This window comes from Serratia myotis, from assembly GCF_027474885.1.
Taxonomy (GTDB): domain Bacteria; phylum Pseudomonadota; class Gammaproteobacteria; order Enterobacterales; family Enterobacteriaceae; genus Serratia; species Serratia proteamaculans.
In genome coordinates, this window is sequence record NZ_CP099707.1 from 4,683,939 (window position 1) to 4,708,701 (window position 24,763).

The following is a 24,763-nucleotide window of genomic DNA, read 5'->3' on the forward strand; positions in this document are numbered from 1 at the left end:
ACAAAGGTGCCGTTAAGGCACCTTAAAATCAATAAGCTGGCGCGGCTCCGGGCCGCGCCGATCGTGCTGGGGAAATCAGTCCCACCAGATATCGAACAGATCGCTGACCTTAACGTCGGTCAGTTTACGCGCTTCCAGCCATTTTTTGACCAGTTCGCGCTGTTCGTCGGTGCAATGACCGATAGTCTGCAGGCAGATCAAACCTTCCCATTGCAGATAGCCACTGCCGTCAAACGCCATACCGTTCGGCTCGATCACTTCGTCGATGAAAGCGTCCAGCGTGCTGTCGATATCTTCAACCGCGGTGCCTTCGGCAAAACGCCATGCTACGGAGAAACCCAGCTCCTGAAACTCTTCAATGTGTAACTTTTTACGTAAACGACGACTGCGGTTCTTAGCCATTATTCTTTCCTCTCAAACATCAAATCCCAAACGCCATGTCCCAGACGCTGGCCGCGTAATTCAAATTTTGTCAGTGGGCGTGAATCCGGACGAGGCACGTAATCATTATCGCTGGAAAGATTACGATAGCCTGAGATCCCGTTCATAACCTCTAACATATGTTCTGCGTAAGGCTGCCAGTCGGTGGCCATATGGAATACGCCGCCGACTTTCAATTTGCGCTGCACCAGTTCAACAAACGGCGTCTGTACGATGCGACGTTTATTGTGGCGAGCTTTGTGCCACGGATCGGGGAAGAACAGCTGCACCATGTCCAGCGACCCGTCCGGGATCATATTCTCCAACACCTCAACCGCGTCGTGACACATCACGCGCAGGTTGCTCAGTTCCGCTTCGGTAGCGTCGGCCAGACAGGCACCCACGCCCGGCGAATGTACTTCAATCCCCAAGAAATTCTGCTGCGGGTTATGGCCCGCCATGGTCACCAGCGAGGCGCCCATGCCAAAACCGATCTCCAGCACGGTCGGCGCATCGCGCCCAAACAGTGCGGTGATATCGACAGGTTCAGCCTGATACTCCACGCCCATCACCGGCCAATAGTTGTCCAGCGCGTGCTGCTGGCCTTTGGTCAACCGCCCCTGGCGGCGGACAAAACTGCGGATACGGCGCATCGCACGGCCGTTCTCATCAAATTCTGGGGAGATGACGTCATTAATCATAGTGCTTTCTGTCTGTTTGGCTGCTAATTAGGGAAACGCGCATTATGCAAAGATACATTGGTTTAGCAAGTGTTCATCTAATGTACCTGCCGTGCGACGTCGGAAAGTTCCGGTTTACAGCATCATGACTCTATGCTGCAATCGCGCTTCATTTTCTGCCGGATATCGAAGCTGCTTATTATGATGCAAGCACAACAGTTCGCACAGGTGGTGCTTGACTGGTACCAGCGTTATGGCCGTAAAACCCTGCCGTGGCAGCTTGATAAGACCGCCTATCAAGTATGGCTCTCTGAGGTCATGTTGCAACAAACGCAGGTTGCCACCGTGATCCCGTATTTTCAGCGCTTTATGGCACGTTTTCCCAACGTGCGGGCGCTGGCAGAAGCGCCACTGGACGAAGTGCTGCACCTGTGGACCGGCCTGGGCTACTACGCCCGTGCCCGCAACCTGCACAAGGCGGCGCAGACCATTGTCGCACAGCACGGCGGCGAGTTCCCGACAACCTTTGAAGAAATCCATGCCCTGCCCGGTATTGGCCGCTCAACGGCGGGGGCGGTACTGTCATTGGCGCTCGGCCAGCATTACCCCATCCTCGACGGCAACGTGAAACGCGTGTTGGCCCGCTGCTATGCGGTCGAAGGCTGGCCAGGTAAAAAAGACGTCGAAAACCGGCTGTGGCAGATCAGTGAAGACGTCACCCCGGCACAGGGCGTCGGCCAGTTCAATCAGGCGATGATGGATCTGGGGGCGATGGTCTGCACCCGTTCCAAACCCAAGTGCGAGCTGTGTCCACTCAACCTCGGCTGCATCGCCTACGCCCATCACAGCTGGGCGAAATACCCCGGTAAAAAGCCCAAGCAGACGCTGCCGGAAAAAACCGCTTACTTTTTATTACTGCAACAGGGCGAGCGAGCCTGGCTGGAACAGCGGCCAGCCGTCGGCTTGTGGGGCGGGTTATTCTGCTTCCCGCAGTTTAGCGAGCGCGAAGAGATGGAACTCTGGCTGCAACAACGCGGTCTGAAAAACAATCGCCAGCAGCAGTTGACCGCATTTCGTCATACTTTCAGTCATTTCCATCTGGATATCGTGCCTGTCTGGCTGGAAATGAACGAGGCAGGCGCCAGCATGGATGAGGGCGTCGGTCTCTGGTATAACTTAGCGCAGCCGCCCTCTGTCGGGCTGGCAGCGCCGGTTGACCGCCTGTTGCAACAGTTGGCAAAACAGTCCCCACGCCAGCAGGGTTTATTTGGCGATAGCGCCATTGATGAGGAATTAGCATGAGCAGAACCATTTTTTGTACCTTCCTGCAGCGCGACGCTGAAGGGCAGGATTTCCAGCTTTATCCAGGGGAAGTCGGCAAACGCATCTATAACGAGATCTCGAAGGAAGCCTGGGCAGAATGGATGAAAAAACAAACCATGCTGATCAACGAGAAAAAACTGAACATGATGAACGTGGATGACCGCAAACTGCTGGAAGCGGAAATGATCAAGTTCCTGTTCGAAGGGCACGACGTGCACATCGAAGGCTATACGCCACCGAGCGAATAACGCTGTTGGGGCCAGGCGCTGGCCCTCTTCAATACTTCTCGTATACGGCTTTAAGATGAAGAAAATTTTAGCTTTGCTAGTAATAGCGCCTTTACTGATTTCCTGTTCCGGCAAAAAAAGTACCGAAGTCAACGAAGCCCTGGTCAAAGACACCAACGGCTTTGAGATCCTGATGGGCCAATTCGCCCACAACATCGAGAATATCTGGGGTCTGAACGAAGTTCTGATCGCCGGGCCAAAAGATTACGTTAAATACACCGACCAGTATCAAACCCGTAGCCATATCAACTTTGATTCTGGTGCCATCACCATTGAAACCATCGCCACCACCGATCCTGCCGCCCACCTGCGTCAGGCGATTATCAGCACCTTGCTGATGGGTGACGATCCGGGTTCTATCGATCTCTATTCCGACGTCAACGATATCCAGATCAGTAAAGAGCCGTTCCTGTACGGCCAGGTGCTGGATAACAAAGGCGCGCCGATCCGCTGGGAATGGCGTGCGGCGCACTTTGCCGACTATCTGGTGCAGAGCAAACTGCAAAAGCGCACCTCCGGTCTGCACGTGATTTACTCGGTCACCATTCAACTGGTGCCGAACCACCTGGACCAACGTGCGCATAAATACCTGCCGATGGTCCGCAAGGCGTCGGAGAAGTACGGGGTGGAAGAGTCGCTGATCCTGGCGATCATGCAGACCGAATCGAGCTTTAACCCGTATGCGGTGAGCGGTTCGGATGCGCTGGGCCTGATGCAGGTGGTACAGCACACCGCCGGTAAAGACGTGTTCCAGATGCGCGGGAAATGGGGCAAGCCAAGCCGCAGTTACCTGTTCGATCCGGAGAACAATATCGACACCGGCACCGCCTATCTGGCCATTTTGCAGAACAACTATTTGGGGGGTATTCAGAACCCAACCTCACGTCGCTACGCGGTGATCACCGCCTATAACGGCGGGGCGGGCAGCGTGCTGCGAGTGTTCTCCAGTGACCGAACCCGGGCGGTCGGCATTATCAACGGCATGCAGCCGGGCGACGTCTACCAGACGTTGACCACCAAGCATCCGGCCGGTGAATCGCGCCGCTATCTGGTGAAGGTGAACAACGCGCAGAAGAGTTATCGACGCCGTTAATCACCCTGTCAGGGCGGTCTCTTCCGTCGCCCTGACCACCAGCATCACGAAGCAATGCTGTAGCCATTACGCCCCTGTTCCTTGGCGCGGTACAGAGCCTGATCGGCAGCTGCCAGCAGTTGTTCACGGTTCTGTCCCGGTTGCCATTGCGCAACCCCCTGACTTACCGTCACCCATTGCGCCACTTCAGAATCCGCATGCGGCATCGCCAGACCGGCGAGCAACCCTTCTATCCTCTTCGCCACCTGTGCCGCTTCACGCGCTTCAGATTTTGGCAGCAGGATAATAAATTCCTCACCGCCATAGCGGGCTACCAGATCCTGCGAACGCCGGGTAGCGCTCTCCAGACAGGCCGCCAGGCGGATCAGGCACTCATCCCCCTGCTGATGACCATAGTGGTCGTTGTACTTTTTGAAAAAATCGACGTCCAGCAGGATCAGGGAAAACGGCGCCTGCAGGGTCGATTCCCGCAGCAGAACCGCATCAAAGTAGGTGTCGAAGTAGCGCCGGTTGGCGATGCCGGTCAGCGGATCTCGGTGTGCCAGCTTGCTCAGGCGCTCAATCAGCCGTTTGTTTTCCTGCTCGCGCTCAATCGCCAGTTGGAACCATTGCTCCAGCCGGCTCTGTGCCGAATAAATCAGAAACAGCATCAGCGCATAGGAGATCAGGTTCACCAGCGAAAAAGCGCTGTGGATAAAAATATTTTCGGCAATCGCCACCAGCAGCACCGGAATACTGAACAGGAAAAACAGCCGTGGAGACAGATAAAAGGCGATCAGAGAAGAAAACAGCAGGCCGAGTGTTAACGGGTAAAGCAGATTAATACTGTCGCTGACGATCAGATGGTGAAAAACGCCGCACCAGCACAGTGCCAACAACGCAGTGCAAACCACCGCACCACGCCAGGACGCCAACTTCCCCCTGGCAGCCAACTGACGGATCGCGACAAAAGACAGGGCCGACAGCAATACCACACCGCAGATCGCCGGCGCACCACGTAACAGAGAGCTCAACGAGCGCTCACCGAAGGTTTGAGCACGCTGAAGCAGCAGATAGAGCGCCAGCAGCACATTAACCAATAAGAACCAGTTAAAATTCCGCAGCGTTGAACGTCTTTTCTCTCGGCCGACCCACTCGAGATTACCCTCTTCTTTCATCATCTTATTCCGGCCCCGTGGCTTTTACCTAAAAGGTAGTGCCACCACACAGCTTTGTCATCCTGGGTCGGGATGATTTAAAGGCGGCCCCTGTGGGCCGCTCAAATCTATTGCTTGATCATATAGCCGAAGATGCGCTTCCAGCCGTGATCTTTTTTCTCGATATACACGCCCTGCAGCTCCGGTGAGAACCCCGGCAGCCGGTTGATCCCGTCCTCCAGCGCCAGGAAGTAACGCTGCACCGCCCCGCCCCACACTTCCCCCGGCACCACGCACAGCACGCCTGGTGGGTATGGCAATGCACCTTCTGCCGCAATGCGCCCTTCCGCCTGACCAATCGGCACCAGTTCGACGTTATCGCGAATAAACTCCACGTTGGCGTCCTGTGGGTTCATCATCACCTGCGGGAAATGGCGCTGACGGAACATCTCTTTCTGCAGCTGTTTGACGTCAAAGCTGACGTACAGATCGTGCATTTCCTGGCAAAGCTGGCGCAGGGTATAGCCACGATAGCGTTGCTCATTCTTGCGATACACCGTTGGCAGCACTACGCTCAACGGCGCGTCTTCTTCCACATAGCGCTCGAACTGCACCAGCATCTCCACCAACTGTTCCATCTTGGCCGGGTTTTCCGCTGGGGTCAGCAGGAACAGGATCGAGTTAAGGTCGCATTTCTCCGGCACGATGCCGTTCTCACGCAGGAAGTTGGCCAGAATGGTGGCCGGCACGCCAAACTCGGTGTACTGGCCGGTGGCCGCGTCTATGCCCGGGGTGGTCAGCAGCAGCTTGCACGGATCGACCAGATACTGGCCTTGCGCGTAGCCTTCAAAGCCGTGCCATTTCTCCTCCGGCACAAAATCGAAGAAGCGCGCGTCGTTGGCGATCAGATCGGTGTCGTAATCCTGCCAGTTTTTCCCTGCCACCTGCAGCGGAACAAACGGCCTGAGCTGCGAGCAGCGTTCCAGCAGTTGCTTGCGCGTCTCGATACCCAGCTTCACGCAGTCCATCCACATGCGGCGACCGGCGGCCCCGGCATGCATCTTGGCGTTAACGTCCAGCGCGGCAAACAGCGGGTAGAACGGGCTGGTCGAGGCATGCAGCATGAAAGCATTGTTGAGGTGCTTGTGGTTGCAGTGGCGCTTCTGGCCCTTGATGTGATCGTCTTTCTTGTGGATCTGCGAGGTCTGCGAGAAACCGGCCTGCTGCTTGTGTACCGACTGGGTAACAAAGATACCCGGATCCAGTTCATCCAGTTCCAGCAACAGCGGCGAGCACTCTTTCAGCATCGGGATAAACCCTTCGTAACCCACCCAGGCCGAGTCAAACAAGATGTAGTCACACAGGTGGCCGATGGTGTCGATCACCTGGCGGGCGTTATAGATGGTGCCGTCGTAAGTACCCAGCTGAATGATCGCCAGGCGGAACGGACGGGCCGCATCGGCTCTCTCCGGTGCCACTTCACGGATTTGTTCGCGCAGGTAACGCTCATCAAAGCAGCGCGAATCAATGCCGCCGATAAAACCAAACGGGTTACGCGCGGTTTCCAGATACACCGGGGTCGCCCCGGCCTGGATCAGCGCACCGTGGTGGTTGGACTTATGGTTGTTGCGATCGAACAACACCAGGTCACCACGGGTCAGCAGCGCGTTGGTCACCACCTTATTGGCGGCCGAGGTACCGTTGAGCACGAAATAGGTTTTATCGGCGTTGAATACCCGTGCCGCGTGCTTTTGCGCATCCTTGGCCGAGCCTTCGTGGATCAACAAATCGCCCAGCTTAACGTCGGCGTTGCACATGTCAGAACGAAAAAGCGTTTCACCGTAGAACTCAAAAAACTTCCTGCCGGCCGGATGCTTGCGGAAGAACTCCCCACCCTGGTGGCCCGGGCAGGCAAAGGTTGAGTTTTCCATTTCCACATAGGTTTTCAGCGTTTTGAAAAACGGCGGCAGCAGCGCCTGCTCGTAGGCATCGGCGGCGGCTTCCAGCTGCGCCATATAGAACGCCTTGCTGGCCCCTTCCAGTGCAAAAACGCCGCTGATCAAGGGCAGGTAGTCCGGGGAGAGATGCTCGTCCCCCGCCACCGCCACAAAGGTCGGGATCTCGAACCCGGTCGCTTTGAGCTGCGCCAGGATACCTGCGTTAACGTCGTCGACCGACACCACTAACGCGGCCACATCGGTATAGTCCGTTTGCTCTACGCGAACGATTTGGCGCAGCGTTTCAATGGTGGCTACCAAACTGGCGCTGGTGGCTATTTTCAATTCTTTCATTGTGCTAACTCTCAAACGGTTAAGGATGAGGGTGTGCCATGGGGCACGGTGATGAGATAACAAAGGTTATCCCGGCAAATTGATGCCCGGCGTTGCAGCATAAAGCGCAAACGTGACCGGCTGACTCTCCTAAGATTATCAGGTAACTATCGGGGACTGGTATCGGCAGCGTCCGATAGACATCAGTAAAAGCAGAGCCGCAGCTCTATTTTTAATAATGCCTAACAGCGAGCATCAGATAGCCTTACCGCATGGCAGGCTGGGTGTTTTTGACGGACTGTGTTCGGGAAAGGTAACGACGGAGTGACGGCATCATTTGATGTCTGGTGCGCAGTGACGCTTGAGTAACAAAACCAGTCATGCCTGCAACCCTCTGACTTAAATGAGCACCAACGCCGTTAGGGGACGTAGCTTGCTAAAATTTGCGCAATGATTGCATGTTTTTTTATGAGGTTCAAGTAACAATTATGCTGATTTAATGATGAAAGGATAACTCATAACTCATTGTTAAATATCAATTAAAAATAAATACCAGAAAAATCAAAACGGTATAAATAGACGGATTTTTTGCATATTTATTACCAGGCAACACAACTGGCTCTCGTCTGCCCCACCTGCCATTGCATGAAAATAGAGCAACCGATCGGCTTTGTGACAGAAAGCGATTGACGATTTCCGGCCAATAGGGTTAAATGCGCCCCGTTGCCCGGATAGCTCAGTCGGTAGAGCAGGGGATTGAAAATCCCCGTGTCCTTGGTTCGATTCCGAGTCCGGGCACCATATTTAAAGAACCCAGCCTATGGCTGGGTTTTTGCATTTCAGGGATAGGACTCTACATCGAACACGTTCGATTATTCGGCCAAAGGCCTCACCCTACGGGCCAACGCTAAAGCGTTGTTCAACACGGCATAAACGCCGGTTGTCCGAGTTCGGGCACCCTATTTAAAGAACCCAGCCTATGGCTGGGTTTTTGCATTTCAGGGATAGGACTCTACATCGAACAAGTTCGATTATTCGGCCAGAGGTCGGGCACTGTTTCGCAGCCAGCCATAAAGCTCGGCATTGCGCCGGAACCCCATTTTTCGCATCACGCTCATCTTGTGATTACTGACCGTTTTCACGCTGATCTCCAGCATGTGGGCAATTTGTGTGACGCCCAACTCCCACTTCATACATCTCATGATCTCTTGTTCTCGCAGCGTCAGGATCCTTTGACAGGCGCAAGCGCGTTTATGGCTACGGTTGTCCAATGGCCACAACCTTTGTCGCTCCAGTCCAGCGATAACCACCTGTAGTACCGCTGAAACAGGCATATCATGATGAATAACCCCAGACTCAAGCACGCACCTGGCGCTGGCAGCCGCAGAGTGCCGCTTATCCGGTTGACGCAGTGCAAAATACAGGGGTTTCCGCCCCGCGGACGGTAACGCATATTGACAAAAACAGCTCAAATTGCCCGGGGAGAAATAGCGAAACACCAAGTCTGCCTCATTGGCCTGCTCAATATCCACGATACGCACCAACACACCGCACGAATTGAAATGCTGTACTAAAACATCCTGTAATCCCTTGATGAAAAAAGTGTTCTTATCAAATAAGGCTATTGTCATTATGGAACTCATGCCGGCTCTCCTGCCTTTATTAAGCCAAACCACTGCTGTATTCGCCCTTAGGGTGTCTGGCTATTGTCGATACGCAACTCGTAAACCATGGTGGCATTCGGCGGTACTTTCGGCGGATAGCCCGCCTCACCATAGGCAAATTCCGGTGGCACCACCATGGTCAGCGAACCGTGATTGCGAAGATGACCGATCGCTTCCCGGAATAAAGGCGGATATGCAGAGAGCGGTTGCGAGAGGACTTTACCGCTGAGCTCCATATCCTGGATGACGGTGCCATCGGTCAGCCTTTCCTTGACCACCACATCAATCACCGCATCCTTCGCCAACTCGTGGTCACCGGCGTAATCCACCCGATACCAAAAGCCCATCGCCGATTGTTTAACACCCTTTTGTTTACTGAAACGGGCCAGATAATCCTGATCCTGTTGCACCTGGGCCTTGACCCGTTTTTCTCGTGCGGCGCCGGCGGCGCTATCCGCCTTCTCCATCAGCCTGGCAAGCTCTGCGGGGGGTAACAGTAAATGACCGGAAACCGCATCCAGCACGCCGGCCAGCAGGCTATTGCGGTCTACCGGCACGCCCCAGCTCTGGCGTTCAGCCATTAACCCATCAATATCCCGCCCAAGCGCACTGCCGGCCGCGTAGGACAGGCGATTCCTTTCATCCTTTAACTGCTCAGCCGTAACTTCCCACCGTTGGCGTTTGCCTAATTCCGTCGCCTCGATCTGCGCTTGCACCAGCCGTTGCTGCTGCCCCGCCAGCTTCTGCTCATAGTCCTGATTGGTTTGTTCTGTAGCGGACAATTTCGCCGTCAGGCCAGCTAATTGACTCTCGGCCCGTACCTGCGCTTCTCTGGCCTGCTGCGTATCCCGTTGGGCTTGCTGCAGTAAAGAGGCCGTTCGTTGCGCATCCGGCGAACCCCGCCAGGCCTGACTCAGCCCCGCCAACCACTGCTGCAAGAGCGAGATGTCGGGCGGCACCGGTGAAGCACTAACGGGCGGTTTCTCGGCACGCAACGCGGTAATTTCCTGGCGTAGCGCATCCAGCTCTGCCTGTTGGCGGGTCAGTTGTTGTTCACTCTCCACCAGCGACCGGCGTAGCGTAAAGGCGGTCGAAGCAGCGGCTTTCGGGTGTTCTGCCTGCCTGGTTATCTGGCGGGGACTGTCGTCTTTCTTTTTCGGCGCAGCCGTTTTCTCGCTATTGCGCGCTTTATCGCTCGCTGGCGTCTCCGGCTTAACATTCTGACGTTGGTATTGTTCGGCAAATTGCAGCAGAGCGGGCACGCCCTCATCTGCCTGTGCCTGACTCACGACCATGAGTGCCGCAAACCCCAAAAAAGCCAGCCGGGACACCCGCATCATTTAACCAACTCCCCGCGTTCGGCCAGGCCCGTCAGCACCGCCTGATTCACCCCGGCACACAGGAAATTCACTTTATAGCGATACAGCGCATCCACGGTCTCCTGGGTATCGCCATTAACCTTGGTTCGCACCCCGGCGTACTGCGAAGCGCCACTCATCAAACTGTCGAAAGCCTGCTTATACTGTTGAAACTGTTTGGCATTGATATTACGCAGTGCGCCCAGTTGCTCCTGGCACTGCTGTAGCCGCTCAGCCTCACGCTGTTTACGTAAGCTTTCCTCCGATATCTCACTGGTGGCGCTGGTCTTTCCGGCGGCCAGGGGTTTAGTCGACTTCGGGTTTTGGCATGCCGTGGCTCCCATCACCACCAGACACAAGATCCCCACTCGGACACTAAGATTTATATGCTTCACCATCATCTTTCCGGCTTCCTTTTTTAGATGTATTCCTGTCCAGCACGGCCATAGCCAGCCGTGACTACTCGCCCGTTGTTGCCGTTGACCGGCGAAAACGCGGGTCGGCGGGAAACAACAACGCAGCGTCAAAACCATACTTTTCGGCCTCGGCCGTTTGCTGCTGATAACGCAATATGGCAATCAAACTGGCGTACACATTGGCGTCAACTCGCCTCGTCAGATAATGACGAGCCCAGACGGCATAGCGCGAAAGTTCACTGTCGTCTCGCCGGGTGTTGTAGGTCAGTAAGCGATGCGTCTGTGCATCAAAATTGACTCGATCCTGCAGCCCCCATCGCGCAATCGGCGACATCGAGTCCAGGATCTGAATATCGCGCAGCCCATTGCGCTCGGCCTGCGTCAGCGAAAGACCCCCGCGGAAAATCGCCACCATCATCACAAGCGTCGCCATGCACAGACCGCCAATGCCACAGCGCAGCGGCAACCGTCCCCTCGCGGGGAGAATAATGACGCCAACTTTCCGGCAAGAAAGACGGTCTGCCATCGCCAGCAACAGTAAAAAAACCATCCAGTGCATGGCCGACAGATAGAAAGGGTATTCAAGTTGGGTATGTACCAACATGGGCAACAGAGCCAGGCATAGCGCGCTGGTCTCACCGGCATTAGCGGCCCCGGTCGAAAAAGCACGGCGGTCATGCCTGAACACCTGTAAAAGCAATCGTCCGCCGCCCAGGATCAGCAAGCTGATGCCCAGCAACGCGACCAAGCCCCCTTCCACCCACCAGTACAGGATCTCATTGTGCGGATGACGCGCAATTTCCAGCACCCGTGTGGGTGGCACCTGTTCGATGCGGAAATGCTGAAAAGCGTACTCAAAACTGCCGTATCCCCAGCCGGACAAAGGATGCGCAGCGATCATCTTCAGCGTGTCCTGCAGCATCGCCAAACGGGCCTGATTGGACATTTCGTGGGAGATGTAACGCACGCCACCTGCGCTCTCCGGCCACAGCATGACAACGCCGCCCAGCGCCGTACCCAGCAATATCAGCAGAGATGCGCTCAGTAATCCGCGGGCAAAGTGATGGCGGAAACACCCCCAAAAACCCAGCACCACCAGCAGGGTTGCCAGCCAGGCTGCGCGCGACTGTATCCAGACCAGCACCGCAGAGAACAGCAGCAACAGCAAGGAAAGAGCGACTCGGCGAACGCCCTCCCGACGTGAAGCAACCAGGGCAAAGCCCGGCAACAACCACTGCATCAACGTCAAAGCCAGCCCGGTGGCGATAAAACTGCCTAACACGTTCGGTTGCTGAAAGATGCCGTAAACCCTGGCCCCTCGCAGCGGCACCCAGCTCCAGGCTGGCAAAAACAGCTGCAATACAGCAATAACGGCCTGACCGGCAACGATGGCCAGCAGCAGCACCAGCAACGGCTGGCGCAAACGAAAAGGCAGGCGCACCTGCAACCCACTGCAATAAAAAATCCAGCCGGCCAGCAGAGCCGCAACACGCCATGCCGCGGAGGAAAACCCCGCCGCCGGCCCATAGGCCAGCGGCACAGCTAACAGAACCACGCCCATCGTGAAACACCTGGCGGTCGGCGTGAAAACGATGCCGCGACGACGTGGCTTGCCACACCAAATCAACAGCACCATCACGGCCATGACGGCATAAACCAGCGGATTAAAAGGCAGGCTCAACCCAACACCGCCCATATTGGGGAAGTAACACCACGACACTATTGGCAAGCCGATGAAACAGGCGACTAATCCTTTATTTCTTCGCAACACGTCAACCACACCCTAAAAGCCAATGAAAACCCGCCGGTATCGCTATTCGTATTCCAGGGTAAACGTCGTTACCGCACTGAATGTCCCGCGCCCGATGGACTTGTTTTGGATCGCCTCAGGCTCCCCCTTCACATAGGCCTGCAGGTTGATCATGTTGCTCCCCGCGGACAGCCGGAATTTTTCGCTGGCACTGTTGAGCGGCAACGCTTTGCCCTCTTGAGTTTCCAGCCCGATCCCCACCCCCGATGCACTACTGCCGCCGTCCAGCGCCAACAAGCCGGGCAGCTTGGCGTTTTCCGTACCGCTAAAGGTGATCGAAACCGTATTGCCCAGGCTGAGATCGCATTCGGCCAGATGCAGAGCAAAAGGTTGGCTATGGGTGCGAGTATTCAGATACAGGTATTTGTCGACAATGGTGCCGAAATCGAGCTGTATTTCCTCTTCACCCGGCGGGATCACGCAGGGTTCCGCCACCAGGGTGCCGTGAAAACGCATATTTTCTTCTGCGGCCGCCGGTTGGCCGATAACCCCCGCCAACATCGCCCCTGCAACCCCCAGCCTAACGGCTCTGCGCCAGTACCTTTCTTTCACGTCCATGATGACACTCCCTTTTATCGGTGTTGCGCTTGCCCTTTAGCCACACAGTTTTCAAACGTTTAGTCGTAATACAGGCGAAAATCGATCACCGCGCGATAGGCTCCAGCCCCCAGCGTTGCCGGAGTGCGCACTGGCGTCACGGTGTACGTCAGGGTGTTTTGTCCCGGCGTCAGCAGGACGGGTTTGTTACGGGCTCCGAGCCGTACCGGCAACCCGGTTGCATCCGCCAACTGCAACCCCAATCCCGTTACGCCAGCGACCTTGATCAGGCGCGGCGCGTTACTGTCGGCAGGTGCCATAAAGGCCAGCGACACCGCGGGCTGACTGCCGCTCCAGGCTAAAGCGCCGGTCCAGGCATCCCGGTTGCTCGCCGGTGCCCGCAGGCAGTCTTTCAATCTCAGTTCAAACGCCACCGGCGTGCCGCGATCGCCAGGATGCTGAAACTGCGCCGTTCCGGTTTCGCCGAGCCATACTTCCTGTCGGGCGGTAGCCATCTCCAGACTGCAGGCGCTCTCGGTCAGCGATCCATAGACGTGCAAAGTGCCGTTGGCCCCCTCCACGTCCCAGTTATCCACTGCACCCGCCTGGGGTATCAGCATTAAAATCATTCCCGCAGTCAGCGGGATCATCAGCGCGGCGAGTACCGTCAGGCCAATAGTGCGGCGTTGGTAGCGGTCATAGGCCTTTCCTGACAACATTGGGCTCTTTCCTTGCATGGTTTATTTCACTCCGCTGTCTTTAAAACCGTTTCTTCCTTGCTTGCCGTAGTCACCGCGTTTTTTCGGTTATTTTTTGGCAGGCACAACCTGACAGGTACTGCCGGTGCAGCGGAACGTCAGTTGCGGTCGGCCGCCGTAATCGTTGATGTAAGTCAGCACCGGGCTGTCCCCTAACACCGCGGTAGACAGGTTCAACGATGCGCTGGCTTTCGGCGCCACCATCATTGGCTCAAAAGCGGCGATCCCCTTTCCATCCTTACGGGCATTGGCCTCAACAATCGTGACGTAATAAGGCGTCGGGTTATTCACCGCGTACTTGTCACCCTGTCGGGTCAACGTCAGTTTTTCCTGCCAGGGGGCCTGATTCTTTTGCGGTGCTATTGAGCCCGGCCGATAAAACATCTTGATGCGTGTCTGTAACGCTATCTGCAAGGTGTTTGGCTTATCGCTACGCGGCGGTATTTCACGCAGGTTGAAGTAATAAAGCGTTTCCCGGTCCTGCGGCAGCTGGCGCGCGGCAGGCAAGGCCTGGATTTTCACCTGGCTCGGTTTACCGGGTTCCAGTCGCTGTACCGGTGGCAGCACGGTGAACGGACTTTGGATCTTGTTGCCCTGTTCATCCTCAATCCAGCCCTGCGCCAGATAAGGCAATTGCTTGTTCTGGTTGCTGATGTTGAGGCTCATGGTCTTAAGATCACCGTCAAAGATCACACGAGTGCGATCCAGGGCAATGGCCGCATCAGCGGGCATGACAACCGTGCCGGCTGACAGAACGGCAACGGTGGCGAACGTGCTCAAAAGTGAGATTTTTTGTTTGGTCATCATCTGATTCATCATTTTCTTCGCAATTATCAGCCAGCCTCAGTGCAGCTGGCTGACCGGCGGTTAAACGGTGAGGCGGGCCTCACCCTGAATGTGGTCAGGTAACAGGCGTAACCTGCGCAGCCTTAATGCCTTCAGGTGACGAAGGCGGTTTACGGGTGCCCAAAGGGTGACAAGGCAGCAACAACGTGTTCATCAACACCTCATCAGGCAGCAATGTCGGTAGCTGGATCTCGCATTGCGGACCGCTGTTCCAATGCACCGTCATCACTTCACCCGGATTAATCCCCGACAAGTAGACACTGCCACCGTCATTGACGATCCCCGTGTCCTGCTTGCGTCGGTTCATTACCGTCGCGCCAAACGGCGGCTCACTGCCGCCGGCCAGTTTGATGATCGCCATCGCTTTCTCACCGGCAATCACATCAAACTTGCGATAACCAATCGCCCCTTCCGTCAAGGTTGCTTGCACCACCGAACGGGTCGCCTCAACGTTATCCCCAAGGCGGTTGAGATCGATGCTGGCCTTGTTGCGGTAGTAGCTGTTCACATCGGTTACCACCGCCTTGCCATATCGGTTGGTCAGCACCGTGCTGCCGTAACCCCGTACTGGCACATCGGCAACGCCGTCGGTATCAAGCAACAATCGGGTTCCGCCCGGCGTATTGATCCGGTGCAGCACCACGCCTTCCTGTGCCAAGGTCACCCCACCTTGTGCCCCCAAGCCAATGGCGCTGTAACGGCCAGACTGGTAGCTGGCGTTGGCGTTAATCTGGGCCATATCGCCTTCATGGCTGTAATAGCCACTGGTTGTCGCGCCGCTGCGAGCGGCACCCGCAGTGATCTGATAGTTGTTGTGTTCATCAATCCGGTCGTAGTAACCCACGCGGTGCGCGTTATCATCACGATTGACCGTCATGTTGTAGCTAAGCGTCCCCGTGTTGCCCCAGGGGATCGACAAGGACAGGTACATCCCGTCGTCGTTACGCTCGTTGTAACGGTTGCGATAAGCAGACAGCGACGCGCTGACATTCTTGAAGGTACCGATATCGAAATAACGCGATACCATCAGGTTGTAGCGATCGTTGGCAGCGCGATCCCAGTAGGTTTGGTGGCTGTAGTTGAGATAAGTGCTCAACCCCAGTTCACGGAACTGTTTGTTGAAGGTGATGGTGTACATCTCCTTGCTCTTGCCGCTGCGTCCGCCCTCATAACGCGAATCGAGGTATTCACCCATGCTCATAAAATCTTCCTGGGAGAAGCGATAACCCGCGAAGGTGACCTGGCTGTCATAGTCGTCAAAGTTTTTCGAATAACTCAAACGGTAGGAACCGCCGGTCATTACGCCGTCTTCCGGCAATTTTGCGCGTGACTGCGTGGCATCGAACGACAACGCGCCAAGCGCCAACAGATCACGCCCCAACCCCACCGAGAGTGCGTTGTAGTCACCGCCGCTGATGGCGCCGCCATACAGTGACCAACCATTACTGATACCCCATGAAAACTCCCCGGTACCAAACAATGGCCCGCGCAGGTGGTGGCCCCATTCGGACGGTTTGCCCGCTGCCAGCTTGTAGCGAACGGTGCCTGGACGTGTCAGGTAAGGAATGCTGGCGGTGTTCATCTTGAACTCCTGCACGCTGCCATCCTGCTCTTCAACGCGCACATCAAGCTCGCCAGACACCGCATCGTTGATGTCCTGAATACGGAATGGCCCGGCAGCAACCTGGGTTTCATACAGCACCCGCCCCTGCTGACTGACCACCACCTTGGCGTTGGTTTTTGCCACGCCGCTCACTTCAGGCGCATAACCGCGCAGGTTAGGCGGCAGCATGCTGTCATCCGAGCGCAGGCTGGCGCCGGAGAAACGCAGGCTGTCGAAGATATCGGAATTCAAATAGTCTTCGCCCATCGTCAGCCGGGAGCGCAGAGCCGGAATAGCCCGGTAAGCGTAATAGCGGCTCCAATCGAACTGTTTATCGGTCGGCTGATCAGCCCCTGTCTGGTGGTTGAGATTGGCTTGCCAGTCAGCACGCAGGCGCCAGGCACCCAGATTGGCTCCGCTGGTGCCATTACCGCTCAGGTTGTAGCTGCTGCCGCCCCCTTTCAGATTCTTTTGCGTTTGGGCGTTGACGTTGTAATCGAACAGCAAGCCCGGAATACCTTCATCCCAACGTGAAGGGGGGTCCCAGCTTTCTGAGCTGTATTCGAGATAGGCCTGAGGAATATTGAGATACAGGGATGAAGTGCTCAGATCGCCACGCGCTTCCATTCCCGCCAGACGCTGCAGATCAAGACATTGGCCGTCATGCGTCCAGCTCAGGGAGTTTTGCAGTTTTTCTTTGAACCCTAATTGCTTGACCAATGCCGGCGACAGGCAGGCTTCGCTGCCTTTAGGATCCTTGGGTGGGGCTAAAAAGGTCACCGTCTGCTCCGGCAGATCGTTTTTATTGACGTGCACCACCATGGTATAGACGCCCGGCATAATGTAGCCGCTACGCGTAAACTGACTCAGATCGATATTCTTACGATCGTTAATATCTAATACATCCGTGTTGAACTGGATTTCGGCGGCGGCGTAAACCAACGCGACTGGGTTGCCCAGCGAAAGCGCTACACAGAGTCCCAGTACCTGAAGACGAAATAACTTCCCTGCCGGTGAAAGCATAATAAAAGTCCTTTCAAAAACGAATTAACCGTCAGCACGAGATAATTCAAAAATAATCCAGCTTAAAACGCACTGTGGAAAAATACGCTCCCGCTTTCAACGGCTGATGATTGGCTATCAGCGTCATGGAGTAATTCAGCGTTCTATTTCCAGGAATTATTTCTTCCATGGGCAATGGCTCGCCAGGAATAACAGCATTCCCGTTGCTGTCATTAATTTTCAGTGCAACACCGCGGGCATCGCCTTGTACGCCAAACAGTTTTCCTTCTGCAGAACCGTCAAAAGTAACCTGAAAAAATTTCCAGTCTGATTTATTCCCCGGTCGTTCCAGGATGCAGTTCACCAATTCGATACTGAAAGGTTTAGTCATCCCCTGACCATCACGGATGATTTGTCCTAAAGGAATAGTTTCCATATCTATGGTTTGGTCCCGACTGCCGGCCGCAATGGCGCAGGCGGTATCAATAATAGCGCCGTGCATATTGACCCGGCCCCATCCCTGCAGGGTTTGGGATGCATAACTGGATCCGGCGGCCAATCCAGACAGTAATATCAACAGTATTAAACCGGCCTGATTCCCTTGTGAAAACATCGCGACATTCCTTTGACAGGGGGATAAACCAGGCATGCGATGACTCACATGCCTGGTTTATTAAACCTGCGGAGTTACTTACTGATAAGCCAGGGTGAAATCGGCTACAGAAGTAAAATCACCTGGGACGACAGCGGCAGAAGCCCCTTCACCCTGGAGATAAGCAGCAAAGTGCAGGGTGTTGTTGCCCGCGTTCAGAGTTTGAGCCGTTGTTGCTTCACCCAACTTGATTGGCTGACCACCATAAGAAATGGCTACACCCGCGCCGCTGGCCGTCCCTGCGATACCCAACAGATCTTTGTTGGTTGCAGAAGCTACGCCGCTGAAAGTGGTCTTGACCGTTTTCAGAGTAGTGATATCGCACTGCTCCAGCTTAATTTCGAATGGACGAGGGTTAGATTTACCGCCGCCATTCAGTGCCACGTTGGAAACCTGACCCAGGTCTACAGTCTGGTCAATGGACTCAGGGGCAATCGAGCATGGCGCATCAATGATTGAACCCGTGAAAGTAACTTTACCGTGTCCCTGATCGGCTGCGTGTGCAAAAGAAGTTGCGCCAAATGCAATCACTGCAGCCATCATGATTTTGTTAAGTTTCATAGAACCTATATTCCTTATAAGAAAAAATGCATATCCCAATAAAGAACAGAGCATCCACGTGCCGAACACGCGCAAATTTAACGCTCTAATTCTTTAGCATCTTGAGAGTAATTAAGCCACCGTACTCAGGGGCGAACAGCAATATAATCACCGGCTCTAGCCAGGTGATGGGGTTTAAAAAAACCAATGAATTAAAATATAACAAATAAGCAAACGCATTGAATATTAAAACCGCAACACCCTAAACTCCCTCTCTTGGTTGGCGATTAATATTCTTGCAAAAGCCTCCCATTAAACAAAGGATTTTCTTGAGCACCTTTAATATTCGCCATTTATTCCCTGTATCAGGTTAATTTATTGTTATTTTTAGCCTCATAGATCGTAAAATATTCTTTCTTGGAATAAAATCCTGTTTTTTATAATCTGCCAACCAATGAGATCGCAAACTGGCTTTTTATGAATATAATAAACCAAATTATTGGGTTTAAGTATGACATCACCCCGTTATACCGCCCGGCGAAAAATGGATAGCAAGCAATCTATTTTTCAGCCTAAAAAAACAGATAGGCGTTTGCTTTCTATAGGAATTAAAGCAGGTCTACGAATAGAGAAAGTTTGTTTTTTCAAAGTAAACAGCAATAGAAATACAGAGGAAGTGCTATGGAAGCGTTATCCCCGAAACAAAAGGAAGTCCGGCAGCTGCAGCAAGCGCTGCTACAAGCATTATTAACGCAGTCCCCTCAACCCAGCCCTTTCAAAGGGGTACCGCCTCAGCACGAATGGCTGTCAACCAGGCAACTGGCAGACATCATCGATGTCGGGGTTTATCGGGCCAGAAACCTACTGCTGGAAATGGTCGCTAAAGGTGAAGTTGTGGTCTCCTCTGGCTCGATAAAAAACTCCCTTAGATGGTACCCGGCGGCCATTTTCTCCGGCCATGGTGTCACGGTTTAAATCGCCGCTAACCTTATGTTTATAAAAATGAAAAATAAAACATTCCGTAGCGGGCGGGCTATTTTCATCTATAGAACATCAAGCGTTTAGCAAAATCGTTAGCCATCGATTATTGGAATATTATAGTGAGAAAGACATCCGTTTTATTATTACGTTGCTGTTTGGCCGCCTCCTTCTTTTTACTGGTCGGCAATGCCAACGCATTTACCTGCAGAACCTCAGATGGCGGAATAATCCCTCCGGGAGGCTCCAACACACCGGTTGATGTCAGGGTGCGAATCGGCCCGCAGCTGTCTTACGGGAAAAATGAAATTGTTAACGTGAGTCAGGTAACCTGTAAAAACGACGTTGCCAGCTGGTGGGATTACTTAAAAACCGATGCTCCGGCACTGACAATGAATACCGGCATTTTTGGGGCCATTGGCAGCGGTATGACTATTAATGGGGCGGATTATAACTCCCCGGTGTCTTCTAATATCAGCGTATTGAATTTGACTGGCCTGCAGACCAGCAGTGTCGCTATCAGGGTGTTTATCGTATTGAACCGTTTCCCTACGCCAGATATCAAGGTCAATAAAGGTGACGTCATCGGTCAAATCAACTTTCGTCAGACGAACGACCAATCAGGCTGTCCACAATGCGGCCCTTATCGCTGGCGGTTGATTGCCGACAACGACGCCTATTTTGTGACGACCAGTTGCACCATCAACAATGGGCAACAAATTAACGTCGCTTTTGATCAAATCAGGCAGGATTACCTGACGCAAAACGTCAGCGACGCACAAATAAAACAGGACAAGGCTCTGACTTATCAATGTGATGACCAAAGCGCCACCCAAGATATTCTGATTCGTATGGTCAGCGACGCCACCGGATTTTCTAGCGATTTTATTAAAACCAGCAACCCAAACGTCGGTGTTGCCATGGTTTATAAAAATGCGGTGGTGAAACCCAACAACAGCTTTAGAACGCGCATCGTTAATGGCATGGGAAGCGACACCATCACCTTTGTTCCGGTGAAAAACAATGTCCCTTATAACAGTATTGCCACCGGGCCATTATCAGGTTCAGCCACGCTTATTTTCAGCGCACCTTGAGGCAGATATGATCACCATGAAAAAAAGGCACCTTTATCGCCTTATTTTAGCCCTGTCGATTATCAGCTTCGCGGCATCGGCCGCAGATCAGGGTACCAGGGTAAACATCACGGCGACCGTGGTAGCCCCTCCCCCTTGTGTGATCAACGAGGGGCGGACTATCGATGTCGACTTCGGTAAGGTCGGGGTGAACAGAATTGACGGCACTCGCTATATGCAACGAGTGGACTACAGCATCAACTGCGAGTTTCTGGACAACACCAGACAACTCAAGATGAAAATTATGGGCAGTGGGGCGGCTTTTGATGCCAATGTGTTAAACAGCAACATTAACGGATTGGGCATAAAACTGCTGGCGGATGGTAAGGCATTCAATATCAATACGCCGTTGAGCATTGATTACACCAATCCCCCAACCCTGGACGCCGTACCGGTTAAAAGCTCCGCGCTTGCCTTGAAGGACGGCGACTTTACCAGTGGTGCCACGATGTTGGTCGACTACTTTTAAGCTTTTAACCACGGGGGAATATTTACAGGGTGGCATTCAACGAGTGCCCCCTGCCCCCAGGAACAAAAACTCGCCTTCCGATCCCGATAGTCATGCCACCTAATTGCCGATGAGATGTTAATATCGACGTTTTTCAGGTGAATAGGCTCTGCATGCCATCTTCTTATCGTCGCTGTCTTACCCTTGTTCTTACGCTGGTTCTTGGCGTGGGCTCGCCTATGCTGGCACAGGCCAGGCCCGATCTGGAGCGTAAAATTGGCGTAACCGTCGCCGATAGCCAATCACCTGATTACCAGTTCAGCGATTTGCGGTTTAATTCAGCCGATGGCCAACGCCATTACCGCATCCGTATAGCGCAACCGCGCATTGCCCCGCCGCCAACCGGCTATCCGGTGGTCTACTTTCTGGATGGCAATGCGGTGCTGATGGAGTTGAATGCCAAATTACTGGCTCAGCTTGCGGCGCAAAAACAGCCGGCGGTATTGGTGCTGCTCAGTTACGACAACGATTTACGTATTGATGCCAACGGTCGCAGCTACGATTACACGCCGGCTCCCCGGCAGACCGGCGAGATGCGGGCCAATGGCGGGGCTGATGCCTTCCTGAAACTGATCGAAGGCCAGGTTAAACCGGCAGTGGCGGCCAGGGTTACTGTCGATCCGCAACAGCAAACACTGTGGGGGCACTCTTATGGTGGCCTGTTCGTTCTGCACACCCTGTTAACCCAACCCGCCGCATTCCAAAATTATGTCGCCGTCGAACCTTCCCTGTGGTGGGGCAATGGCTTTATCCTGCAGGAAGCTCAACGGGTTATTGATCAGCATCCGGCCATCTCCGCCCATCTGTGGCTGTGGACCGGCGGTGCCGAGAAAATGCGCAGTGCACCGCCCAATATCAAGCAGCAACCGCTACCCACCGACGCGGCTCAGCGCCTGGCCGAACGGCTGGCGACGCTAAACGGGCTTGCCGTGGATTTTCGTGAATGGCCGGGTCTGGATCACGGGGGTATGTTCAGTGCCGCCATCGAGCCGGCATTGAATGAGATCGCAACAGACAACTGAATAACTGGATGCCGTTAATCTGACCCTAAACCCGGGTTGCTGTTTACGGCAGAGCCCTGTTATCTGCTTTTGTCGAAAACAAACATAATATGGTCATCGTCCAGATACTTGATCTCAACCTCACAGCCTTGCTGGACCTTCGATGAATAGAAGGCAGGAATAGTCTCCTTGCCTTCAACCTGTTTGGTCACATCACCTTCATGCCATGAAAGGCGGTATTTTATGTTGGTGGTCCCGTTCTCATTTGAACTGATGTAATGGACTTCCTCCACCAGAGCCTGAATATCTCGCCCCTGCTCCCGAATTTTATGGTCGCGGTTAAAAAGATAGGCAATATAGGCAATGCTGCCCACAATGATAATTACGGAAATAATAATCGCAAACTTCATTGACGCGTCCCTCACATAAACATTGTCATACCGTAAACCGAGGCCATCATTTGGCCATACTGCGCCAACGCACCAGCAAAGGATGCTCGCCCCTCGCTGGTCGCAAGATCAAAAAGCGTCTTATCAAATTTCATATTGGTCATCCCAACCTTAGTGGCCCCGGTAACGCTGAAAGAAGACCCTTCGGTAACCACTTTCAGCGCCGTGAAATCAAAAGAAAACATGGAGGCAGACTCTTTATGATCTTTGTATTCAAAAGCATGTGGCGTCTTGATGCTCACCTTTTCCGCACTGTCGATGGTGATCATTTTCGGTGAGGTGATGGATACCCCCCCTTGTACCGTCTGCGTCCAGCTTCCCAGGATGTCCGTCTTGGCATCCTTGGTGATGGTCTGTACCCGTCCCCCCAAGATCTCGTCCGTGACGTCCTGGGTGACGATATTATGGCGTTTCCCCGTGACTTTGTCATAGCGATCCCCCTTCAGGAAGGAGTCCATGCCGTCGTCATAGGTGCGGGTCACCTTACCGGTAACATGTTGATCTTCTATGCCATCGGTGTCGACGCTCCGCTTTCCTTTAATGGTTAGCGTTTCCCCGCCGCTGGTAATATCCGACGTCCGGCCATTGGTGATCGTGACCTTTTCGCCGTCTTTAAAGGTTTTGGTTTCCGGTTTGTCGACCGTCGTGGTACGTGTGCCGTGGAATTGGAAGATAGCGTTGCCGAACACCTCATCCTTCTGGTCTTTTTGGATGGTCGTGGTGCGGTTACCGTCTACGGCCACCGTTTTATCGTTCTCTACCGAAATATTCATATCTTTTTCGGCATGCAGCTGCACCATCTCCGAGCCCGCTTTATCTTCAAAGAACAGATGGCTGGAATTATCACTGTGGCCGTCTTTAGAGCGCGTCATAAAGCCCATCATGGTAGCGCCGGCGGGCAGCGTCCACGGTGGCATACAGGCTTCGTTATACACTCGGCCGGTGACCATCGGGCGGTCCGGATCGCCATTGATAAAATCAATCACCACCTCATCCCCCACTCGTGGGATTTGCACACCGCCGAAGCCCTGTCCCGCCCAGGCGCTGGAAACTCGTACCCAGCAGGAACTGCTTTCATCCCCTTTCGCCAGACGATCCCAGTGGAACTTCACCTTCACCCGGCCGTATTTATCGGTCCAGATTGATTCCCCTTGTGGCCCCACTACCCGTGCTGTTTGCGGGCCATGGGTACGCGGCCACGGGGTACGCTGTGCGGAGCGGAATGGCGTGCTAACCGGGATCACCACAAAATCAGTGCGATGTACCGCCTCTTCCCCCCCGCTGGCGTAGCTGTTCTCTTCAAGATCGTAACGCGCGCTCAGTACCAGATACTCTCCGCCGTCGCTGGCAAATGGCGGATTGAGCAGGGCAAAGGTACAACCCGGCACAATACCCAGCGCGGTAGCCGTTGCGTCGATGCGCTGATGCTCCGCCTGCCACTCCTCCTGACGCACGCGGGCGTAGGTTTCGCCGTGGCTGTGTTCCACGAAGTGCCCCGGCCAGTCGTAGTAGTCAATCTGGCCCGGTGAAGGTGAGGTTGGGTTCTGTCGTGCCTGGAACAGCCATGCGTTGGGCTTGCGGAAGTCGTAGTCGTCGATGCTGTAGATCCCCGGCGTCACCCGCTCGGATATCGCCCACTGGCCGATCCCCTCTTCGCCGGTGCTGCCACCGGAAGGCGTGGCGTGGTAAGGAATGGCTTCATAGCCGCTAAACGGCTGATGCTGCTGAGGGGCGTCGTACAGTACCATCGTATGTTTATCCGCCTCATGGCGGAAAAAGAAATAGATCCCCTCAAGCTCCATCAGGCGCGAAATAAAGTCGTAGCTGCTCTCCTGGTACTGCACGCAATATTCCCAATTGCGGTAATTACCGGTGAGCTGGTTCTCCATCTGCACGCCGTACTCATCAAGTACCGTTTTGATGATATCCGGCACGCGCTGGTTCTGGAATATTCGCTGGTTGCGATCCCGTTTCAGCGGCCACAGGTCCGACTCCATGGTCAGCGTGTAAACCACATAACGTTCACCATTTACATCCGCGCTATGCACGTTGACCCGGGTGATTTTACCGTTGAGATAGCGTGGTGCGGCGAGCAGCCCCTGAGTAGGGATAGTCAGGGTAATCGGCTGACCCAGCATGGCCCTGCGGTCGAGGCGGGCATGGGTGCTGAGTAACGTCACGTTCAATTCAAATGAACGAGAAACGACTTCCTCACCGTTAAGTTTCCAGAACTTCAGCGTTCCCTCGCCCGCAGGCGTTGTTGCCGTGATACGGTCAAACATAGCTTCTTACCCCTATA

23 protein-coding genes and 1 tRNA gene are annotated in these 24,763 nt (G+C 54.2%); 8 read left to right on the top strand and 16 right to left on the bottom strand.

All coding sequences use genetic code 11. The features are described 5' to 3' along the window. Positions 1 to 75 precede the first annotated feature (75 nt). Positions 76 to 402 (bottom strand): YggL family protein, encoded by a 327-nt coding sequence (locus NHG65_RS22055; RefSeq protein ID WP_020828611.1) that lies wholly within the window; start codon positions 400 to 402, stop codon positions 76 to 78. Beyond that, on the bottom strand, positions 402 to 1,121 hold the full coding sequence (trmB, locus tag NHG65_RS22060; RefSeq protein ID WP_085118934.1) for a tRNA (guanosine(46)-N7)-methyltransferase TrmB: 720 nt from the start codon (positions 1,119 to 1,121) through the stop codon (positions 402 to 404). The genes NHG65_RS22055 and trmB overlap by 1 nt, the downstream gene beginning before the upstream one ends. A 132-nt stretch (positions 1,122 to 1,253) precedes the next feature. On the opposite strand from trmB, the gene mutY reads away from it, so the two are divergent. From mutY to mltC, 3 genes are read left to right on the top strand one after another with little or no spacing between them, the layout of a single operon-like run. Then, entirely contained in the window at positions 1,254 to 2,402 is a 1,149-nt protein-coding gene (mutY, locus tag NHG65_RS22065; RefSeq protein ID WP_099063361.1) for an A/G-specific adenine glycosylase, read from the top strand. After that, positions 2,399 to 2,671 (top strand): oxidative damage protection protein, encoded by a 273-nt coding sequence (locus NHG65_RS22070; RefSeq protein ID WP_020828614.1) that lies wholly within the window; start codon positions 2,399 to 2,401, stop codon positions 2,669 to 2,671. The genes mutY and NHG65_RS22070 overlap by 4 nt, the downstream gene beginning before the upstream one ends. A gap of 55 nt (positions 2,672 to 2,726) precedes the next feature. After that, on the top strand, positions 2,727 to 3,803 hold the full coding sequence (gene mltC, locus NHG65_RS22075; RefSeq protein ID WP_099063360.1) for a membrane-bound lytic murein transglycosylase MltC: 1,077 nt from the start codon (positions 2,727 to 2,729) through the stop codon (positions 3,801 to 3,803). A 44-nt stretch (positions 3,804 to 3,847) separates the two neighbouring features. On the opposite strand, the gene NHG65_RS22080 is transcribed toward mltC, so the two are convergent. Next, positions 3,848 to 4,963 carry a GGDEF domain-containing protein gene (locus tag NHG65_RS22080; RefSeq protein ID WP_261428059.1) on the bottom strand — a complete coding sequence of 372 codons (1,116 nt, stop codon included), beginning with the start codon at positions 4,961 to 4,963 and terminating at the stop codon, positions 3,848 to 3,850. A 104-nt stretch (positions 4,964 to 5,067) separates the two neighbouring features. After that, positions 5,068 to 7,230 carry an ornithine decarboxylase SpeF gene (speF, locus tag NHG65_RS22085; RefSeq protein WP_207977520.1) on the bottom strand — a complete coding sequence of 721 codons (2,163 nt, stop codon included), beginning with the start codon at positions 7,228 to 7,230 and terminating at the stop codon, positions 5,068 to 5,070. A 704-nt stretch (positions 7,231 to 7,934) separates the two neighbouring features. Between speF and NHG65_RS22090 the strand changes: the two genes are divergently transcribed. Continuing rightward, positions 7,935 to 8,010: transfer RNA gene (locus NHG65_RS22090), tRNA-Phe, on the top strand. A gap of 230 nt (positions 8,011 to 8,240) precedes the next feature. On the opposite strand, the gene NHG65_RS22095 is transcribed toward NHG65_RS22090, so the two are convergent. The 10 genes from NHG65_RS22095 to NHG65_RS22140 all read right to left on the bottom strand — a co-directional run bounded on the left by NHG65_RS22095 (position 8,241) and on the right by NHG65_RS22140 (position 18,416). Then, positions 8,241 to 8,852, bottom strand: a complete 612-nt coding sequence (locus tag NHG65_RS22095; protein ID WP_499182680.1) for a response regulator transcription factor — start codon at positions 8,850 to 8,852, stop codon at positions 8,241 to 8,243. 47 nt (positions 8,853 to 8,899) lie between these two features. Next, a complete protein-coding gene (locus NHG65_RS22100) occupies positions 8,900 to 10,210 on the bottom strand; it encodes an FKBP-type peptidyl-prolyl cis-trans isomerase N-terminal domain-containing protein (RefSeq protein WP_499183504.1) in 1,311 nt (436 codons plus the stop codon). Continuing rightward, positions 10,210 to 10,632, bottom strand: a complete 423-nt coding sequence (locus tag NHG65_RS22105; protein ID WP_099063355.1) for a YuaE family lipoprotein — start codon at positions 10,630 to 10,632, stop codon at positions 10,210 to 10,212. Before NHG65_RS22105 ends, NHG65_RS22100 begins: the two co-directional genes overlap by 1 nt. 58 nt (positions 10,633 to 10,690) lie before the next feature. Then, positions 10,691 to 12,418, bottom strand: coding sequence for a PglL family O-oligosaccharyltransferase (locus NHG65_RS22110; RefSeq protein WP_499182681.1), 1,728 nt, complete (start codon positions 12,416 to 12,418; stop codon positions 10,691 to 10,693). A 42-nt stretch (positions 12,419 to 12,460) separates the two neighbouring features. Further along, positions 12,461 to 13,015, bottom strand: coding sequence for a fimbrial protein (locus NHG65_RS22115; RefSeq protein ID WP_499182682.1), 555 nt, complete (start codon positions 13,013 to 13,015; stop codon positions 12,461 to 12,463). A 59-nt stretch (positions 13,016 to 13,074) separates the two neighbouring features. Next, complete coding sequence (locus tag NHG65_RS22120) at positions 13,075 to 13,713, bottom strand: fimbrial protein (RefSeq protein ID WP_099063352.1); 639 nt, start codon at positions 13,711 to 13,713, stop codon at positions 13,075 to 13,077. A gap of 87 nt (positions 13,714 to 13,800) precedes the next feature. Next, positions 13,801 to 14,568 (bottom strand): fimbria/pilus periplasmic chaperone, encoded by a 768-nt coding sequence (locus NHG65_RS22125; protein ID WP_232519076.1) that lies wholly within the window; start codon positions 14,566 to 14,568, stop codon positions 13,801 to 13,803. A gap of 85 nt (positions 14,569 to 14,653) precedes the next feature. Then, positions 14,654 to 17,224 (bottom strand): outer membrane usher protein, encoded by a 2,571-nt coding sequence (locus NHG65_RS22130; protein ID WP_413502765.1) that lies wholly within the window; start codon positions 17,222 to 17,224, stop codon positions 14,654 to 14,656. Positions 17,225 to 17,270: 46 nt separating this feature from the next. Next, positions 17,271 to 17,816, bottom strand: a complete 546-nt coding sequence (locus tag NHG65_RS22135; RefSeq protein WP_499182683.1) for a fimbrial protein — start codon at positions 17,814 to 17,816, stop codon at positions 17,271 to 17,273. Between the two features lie 78 nt (positions 17,817 to 17,894). Next, positions 17,895 to 18,416: a fimbrial protein gene (locus tag NHG65_RS22140; RefSeq protein ID WP_174354653.1), complete on the bottom strand. Its 522-nt coding sequence runs from the start codon at positions 18,414 to 18,416 to the stop codon at positions 17,895 to 17,897. A 660-nt stretch (positions 18,417 to 19,076) separates the two neighbouring features. On the opposite strand from NHG65_RS22140, the gene NHG65_RS22145 reads away from it, so the two are divergent. The 4 genes from NHG65_RS22145 to NHG65_RS22160 all read left to right on the top strand — a co-directional run bounded on the left by NHG65_RS22145 (position 19,077) and on the right by NHG65_RS22160 (position 22,036). Then, positions 19,077 to 19,370: a hypothetical protein gene (locus tag NHG65_RS22145; RefSeq protein ID WP_099063348.1), complete on the top strand. Its 294-nt coding sequence runs from the start codon at positions 19,077 to 19,079 to the stop codon at positions 19,368 to 19,370. Between the two features lie 233 nt (positions 19,371 to 19,603). Continuing rightward, positions 19,604 to 20,467 carry a fimbrial protein gene (locus NHG65_RS22150; protein ID WP_232519075.1) on the top strand — a complete coding sequence of 288 codons (864 nt, stop codon included), beginning with the start codon at positions 19,604 to 19,606 and terminating at the stop codon, positions 20,465 to 20,467. 16 nt (positions 20,468 to 20,483) lie between these two features. After that, positions 20,484 to 20,975, top strand: coding sequence for a fimbrial protein (locus tag NHG65_RS22155; RefSeq protein WP_499182684.1), 492 nt, complete (start codon positions 20,484 to 20,486; stop codon positions 20,973 to 20,975). A 152-nt stretch (positions 20,976 to 21,127) separates the two neighbouring features. Then, positions 21,128 to 22,036 (top strand): alpha/beta hydrolase, encoded by a 909-nt coding sequence (locus NHG65_RS22160; protein WP_499182685.1) that lies wholly within the window; start codon positions 21,128 to 21,130, stop codon positions 22,034 to 22,036. A gap of 59 nt (positions 22,037 to 22,095) precedes the next feature. On the opposite strand, the gene NHG65_RS22165 is transcribed toward NHG65_RS22160, so the two are convergent. Together NHG65_RS22165 and NHG65_RS22170 are read right to left on the bottom strand one after the other, a co-directional pair. Continuing rightward, positions 22,096 to 22,425 (bottom strand): hypothetical protein, encoded by a 330-nt coding sequence (locus NHG65_RS22165; RefSeq protein ID WP_099063344.1) that lies wholly within the window; start codon positions 22,423 to 22,425, stop codon positions 22,096 to 22,098. An 11-nt stretch (positions 22,426 to 22,436) separates the two neighbouring features. Next, positions 22,437 to 24,746, bottom strand: coding sequence for a type VI secretion system Vgr family protein (locus NHG65_RS22170; protein WP_499182686.1), 2,310 nt, complete (start codon positions 24,744 to 24,746; stop codon positions 22,437 to 22,439). Between the last annotated feature and the right edge of the window lie 17 nt (positions 24,747 to 24,763).

Bases quoted from the DNA above. Each gene is read 5' to 3' on its own strand.
- NHG65_RS22055 (WP_020828611.1), bottom strand. From the start codon at position 402: ATGGCTAAGAACCGCAGTCGTCGTTTACGTAAAAAGTTACACATTGAA.
- trmB (WP_085118934.1), bottom strand. From the start codon at position 1,121: ATGATTAATGACGTCATCTCCCCAGAATTTGATGAGAACGGCCGTGCG.
- mutY (WP_099063361.1), top strand. From the start codon at position 1,254: ATGCTGCAATCGCGCTTCATTTTCTGCCGGATATCGAAGCTGCTTATT.
- NHG65_RS22070 (WP_020828614.1), top strand. From the start codon at position 2,399: ATGAGCAGAACCATTTTTTGTACCTTCCTGCAGCGCGACGCTGAAGGG.
- mltC (WP_099063360.1), top strand. From the start codon at position 2,727: ATGAAGAAAATTTTAGCTTTGCTAGTAATAGCGCCTTTACTGATTTCC.
- NHG65_RS22080 (WP_261428059.1), bottom strand. From the start codon at position 4,963: ATGATGAAAGAAGAGGGTAATCTCGAGTGGGTCGGCCGAGAGAAAAGA.
- speF (WP_207977520.1), bottom strand. From the start codon at position 7,230: ATGAAAGAATTGAAAATAGCCACCAGCGCCAGTTTGGTAGCCACCATT.
- NHG65_RS22095 (WP_499182680.1), bottom strand. From the start codon at position 8,852: ATGAGTTCCATAATGACAATAGCCTTATTTGATAAGAACACTTTTTTC.
- NHG65_RS22100 (WP_499183504.1), bottom strand. From the start codon at position 10,210: ATGCGGGTGTCCCGGCTGGCTTTTTTGGGGTTTGCGGCACTCATGGTC.
- NHG65_RS22105 (WP_099063355.1), bottom strand. From the start codon at position 10,632: ATGATGGTGAAGCATATAAATCTTAGTGTCCGAGTGGGGATCTTGTGT.
- NHG65_RS22115 (WP_499182682.1), bottom strand. From the start codon at position 13,015: ATGGACGTGAAAGAAAGGTACTGGCGCAGAGCCGTTAGGCTGGGGGTT.
- NHG65_RS22120 (WP_099063352.1), bottom strand. From the start codon at position 13,713: ATGTTGTCAGGAAAGGCCTATGACCGCTACCAACGCCGCACTATTGGC.
- NHG65_RS22125 (WP_232519076.1), bottom strand. From the start codon at position 14,568: ATGAATCAGATGATGACCAAACAAAAAATCTCACTTTTGAGCACGTTC.
- NHG65_RS22130 (WP_413502765.1), bottom strand. From the start codon at position 17,224: ATGCTTTCACCGGCAGGGAAGTTATTTCGTCTTCAGGTACTGGGACTC.
- NHG65_RS22135 (WP_499182683.1), bottom strand. From the start codon at position 17,816: ATGTTTTCACAAGGGAATCAGGCCGGTTTAATACTGTTGATATTACTG.
- NHG65_RS22140 (WP_174354653.1), bottom strand. From the start codon at position 18,416: ATGAAACTTAACAAAATCATGATGGCTGCAGTGATTGCATTTGGCGCA.
- NHG65_RS22145 (WP_099063348.1), top strand. From the start codon at position 19,077: ATGGAAGCGTTATCCCCGAAACAAAAGGAAGTCCGGCAGCTGCAGCAA.
- NHG65_RS22155 (WP_499182684.1), top strand. From the start codon at position 20,484: ATGAAAAAAAGGCACCTTTATCGCCTTATTTTAGCCCTGTCGATTATC.
- NHG65_RS22160 (WP_499182685.1), top strand. From the start codon at position 21,128: ATGCCATCTTCTTATCGTCGCTGTCTTACCCTTGTTCTTACGCTGGTT.
- NHG65_RS22165 (WP_099063344.1), bottom strand. From the start codon at position 22,425: ATGAAGTTTGCGATTATTATTTCCGTAATTATCATTGTGGGCAGCATT.
- NHG65_RS22170 (WP_499182686.1), bottom strand. From the start codon at position 24,746: ATGTTTGACCGTATCACGGCAACAACGCCTGCGGGCGAGGGAACGCTG.